This is a genomic window from Halomonas sp. (assembly GCF_041689495.1).
Classification (GTDB): Bacteria; Pseudomonadota; Gammaproteobacteria; order Pseudomonadales; family Halomonadaceae; genus Halomonas.
In genome coordinates, this window is record NZ_JBDNGD010000201.1 from 1 (window position 1) to 1,969 (window position 1,969).

Below are 1,969 nucleotides of genomic sequence, written 5' to 3' on the forward strand. Positions count from 1 at the left end.
AGGCGTTGCGTAAGCGCGCGCCCCATGTCGACATGGTCTTCGGGCCCCAGACACTGCATCGCGTGCCCGCCATGCTCGATTCCCGTCGCAACGACCAGATCTCCGTCGTGGATGTCACCTTCCCGGAGATCGAGAAGTTCGACCACCTTCCCATGCCGTCATCGGACGGGCCCACCGCCTTCGTCTCGGTGATGGAAGGCTGTTCCAAGTACTGCACCTTCTGCGTGGTGCCCTACACCCGTGGCGAGGAAGTCTCGCGCCCCTTCGAAGCGGTGATGGACGAGGTGATCCACCTGGCCGACCAGGGGGTACGCGAGATCAACCTGCTCGGACAGAACGTCAACGCTTACCGCGGACTCAACCAGTTGAGTGACGAGATCGATCTTGCCGAACTTATTGCCTGCGTAGCCGCGGTGGAAGGAATCGACCGTATTCGCTTCACCACCTCTCACCCGGTGGAATTCAGCGAGAGCCTCATCGAAGCCTACGATGAGATCCCCGAGCTGGTCAGTCACCTGCACTTGCCGGTCCAGGCCGGCTCGGACCGGATACTCGCCGCGATGAAACGCGGCCATGGCGTCGAAGAATACATCGAGAAGCTCGAGCGCATCCGAGCCCTGCGTCCCGACATCAGCTTCTCCTCGGACTTCATCGTCGGCTTCCCCGGCGAGACCGAGGCGGACTTCGAAGCCACGATGAATCTGATCGGTCGCATCGGTTTCGATGTCTCCTTCAGCTTCGTCTATTCGGCTCGCCCCGGAACCCCGGCGGCCTCGCTTGCCGACGACACCCCGGAGCGCACCAAGAAACAGCGCCTGGCCATCCTCCAGGAACGCATCAATCAGCAGGCCATGCAGATCAGCCGGCGCATGGTGGGCTCCACCCAGCGTATCCTGGTCACCGGTTTCTCGCCAAAGGATCCCGGGCAACTCTCGGGGCGCACCGAGAACAACCGCGTGGTGAATTTCCGTGCCGCCAATCCCGCCGAGCTGATCGGCTATTTCGTCGATGTCGAGATCAGCGAGGCCCTGCCCAATTCACTGCGCGGCGAACTGGCTTCCCCCGAACGCTTCTGAGCCCCATGATTGCCCCGGCGACCGCCGGGGCAGTAAGCTGATACTACATACACCATGCGGGGATCTCCCAGTCTTGAGCCAGCCAGCCACCCAGGCCAATCGCATCATCACCCTGAACCTCGAGCCCAATGACCCACGCCGCCTGGCCAACCTCTGCGGCCAGCGTGACGAACACCTGAAGCTTGTCGAATCGCGGCTCGGCATCACCCTGCGCAATCGAGGCAATATCTTCCAGCTGGCCGGCCCCGTGAATCGGGTCAAGGCGGCCGCGAACGTGCTGGAACATCTCTATCGGGAAACCCAGTCCAGTGACCTGGACCCGGACACCGTGCATCTCTTTCTGCAGGAGTCGGGTCTCGAGGCACTCGACGAGGAAGAAGGTGAACCCGAGGAAGAGGTTCTGCTACGCACACCCCGAGCACTGATCAAGCCACGGGGTCTCAACCAGCAAGGGTATGTCCAGAGCATCCGCGCCCACGACATCAACTTCGGCATTGGCCCCGCCGGCACCGGCAAGACCTACCTCGCCGTGGCCGCCGCCGTCGAGGCGCTCAACCAGCAAGAGGTACGTCGCATCCTGCTGGTGCGTCCGGCGGTGGAGGCCGGCGAGAAGCTCGGCTTCCTTCCCGGCGACCTGGCACAGAAGATCGACCCCTACCTTCGCCCCCTCTACGATGCCCTCTACGAGATGATCGGCTTCGAGCAGGTCGCCAAGCTGATCGAGCGCCAGGTGATCGAGATCGCGCCGCTGGCCTACATGCGCGGGCGCACCCTCAACAACGCTTTCATCATCCTCGACGAGAGCCAGAACACCACCCGTGAGCAGATGAAGATGTTCCTGACCCGCATCGGCTTCGGCTCGACGGCGGTGATCACCGGCGATGTCACCCAGG

Annotated in this window: 2 protein-coding genes; both read left to right on the forward strand. The window is 62.8% G+C overall.

Annotated features, from left to right (window positions below; translation table 11 throughout):
• Positions 1 to 1,076: tRNA (N6-isopentenyl adenosine(37)-C2)-methylthiotransferase MiaB (miaB, locus tag ACESMD_RS07260; protein ID WP_372611738.1), on the forward strand; the 1,076-nt coding region annotated here is incomplete at its 5' end.
• A gap of 73 nt (positions 1,077 to 1,149) precedes the next feature.
• Positions 1,150 to 1,969 (forward strand): PhoH family protein (locus ACESMD_RS07265; protein WP_372611740.1); only part of this gene is annotated, 820 nt, incomplete at its 3' end.